The following is a 1,778-nucleotide window of genomic DNA, read 5'->3' as shown; positions in this document are numbered from 1 at the left end:
CTGTCGCTGGAGGACGGTGCGCGGGTGGTGGCGTTGCGCAGCCGGGCGATCGTGGCGCTGGCGGGTCGGGGCGGGATGGTGTCGGTCCCGCTGCCGTCGGCGGAGGTTGCCGGGCGGCTGGCCGGACTGAACGGCCGGGTGTCAGTGGCGGCGATCAACGGCCCGGCCTCGACGGTGATCTCCGGTGAGGTGAACGCGCTGGACGGGCTGCTCGCCGAGTACGAGGCGGCGGGGGTGCGGGCCAAGCGGATCGAGGTCGACTACGCCTCGCACTCCGCGTACGTCACCGCGATCGAGGACGAGCTCGCCGCGCTGCTGGCGCCGGTCGCGCCGCGCATCGGCCGTACCCCGTGGTATTCGACGGTGCGGGGGTGCTGGCTGGAGGGTGTGGAGGCCGGTGGCGCGTACTGGTACGAGAATCTGCGCGAGACGGTGGGGTTCGGTCCGGCGGTGGAGGCGCTGGCGGGTGAGGGGTTCCGGTTCTTCGTGGAGTGCAGTGCGCATCCGGTGTTGCGGATCGGGGTGCTGGAGAGTGTGGAGGCCGCCGGGGTCGCGGATGCCTGTGTGGTGGTGGGCACGTTGCGGCGTGACGACGGTGGGTTGCGCCGGTTGTGGACGAGCGCGGCCGAGGTGTGGGTACGCGGCGGCGAGGTCGACTGGGAGCGGGCCATCGCCCCGGCCAGGCCGAGCGCCGTCGACCTGCCCACCTACGCCTTCCAGCACCAGCGCTACTGGCTGCTGGGGACGAGTGGCGCGGGCGACGCGGAGAGCCTCGGCCTCTGGGCGACCGGGCACCCGCTGCTCGGCGCGTCCACCGGGCTCGCGGAGAGCGGGGCGGCGGTGCTCACCGGACGCGTGTCGATCGCCACTCACCCGTGGCTCGCCGACCACGCGGTCAACGGGCAGGTGCTGCTGCCGGGAACCGGTCTCGTGGAGCTGGCCGTACGGGCGGGCGACGAGGTCGGCTGCGACCTGCTGGAGGAGCTGACGCTGCAGGCGCCGCTGTTCCTGCCCGAGCGCGGAGCCGTCCAGCTCCAGGTGGCCGTCGGCGCGCTCGACGAGGACGGGCGCAGGCAGCTGGGGATCTACTCCCGCCCGCACGACGAGCAGGACGAGCCCTGGACCCAGAACGCGGCGGGCATCCTGGCCCGCGTCGGCGTGGTCGTGCCGGAGGCCGAGGAGACCTGGCCCCCGGAGGGCGCGCGGGCCGTCGGCATGGACGGGCTGTACGAGAACTTCGCCGCCATCGGCCTGGACTACGGACCCGCCTTCCGCGGGCTGCGGGCCGCGTGGCGCAGGGGCGACGAGGTCTTCGCCGAGCTGGCGCTGCCCGAGGAGATGGCACGGGACGCCGCCAGGTTCGGGCTGCACCCGGCGCTGTTCGACGTCGCCCTGCACGCCACCGCCCTCGGTGAGTTCGCGACCGACTCCGAGCCCGGCCGGCCCTCCCTGCCGTTCGCCTGGAACGGGGTCGCGCTGCACGCCTCCGGAGCCACGAAGCTCCGCATCAGGATCTCGCTGACCGCCCAGGGCTCGGTCTCGCTCAAGCTGACGGACACCGCGGGCCTCCCGGTGGCGACGGTCGCGTCGCTGGCCGTACGCCCGGTCTCCGTCGGCGGGCCGGAGGCCACCCGCGCCACCGGACTCAGGAACAAGCTGTTCCACGTCGAGTGGAGCGAGGCTCCTGCCGGTTCGGCCGGGGTGCCCGAGTGGGTGGTGGCCGACTCTCTGGACGGTGGGGTCGCGGAGTGTGTGCTGGTCGAGGTGTCGGCCGGGGT

General features: G+C 74.0%; 1 protein-coding gene. It reads left to right on the top strand.

Annotation, left to right across the window (positions count from 1 at the left end; all coding sequences use genetic code 11):
* Positions 1 to 27: 27 nt before the first annotated feature.
* A partial coding sequence (locus tag ACSC1Q_RS42890; RefSeq protein WP_436764496.1) for an acyltransferase domain-containing protein occupies positions 28 to 1,778 on the top strand: 1,751 nt, incomplete at its 3' end.

The organism is Streptosporangium heterodermiicola, assembly GCF_051390675.1.
Classification (GTDB): Bacteria; Actinomycetota; Actinomycetes; order Streptosporangiales; family Streptosporangiaceae; genus Streptosporangium.
This window is presented reverse-complemented; position numbering and strand designations above follow the sequence as displayed.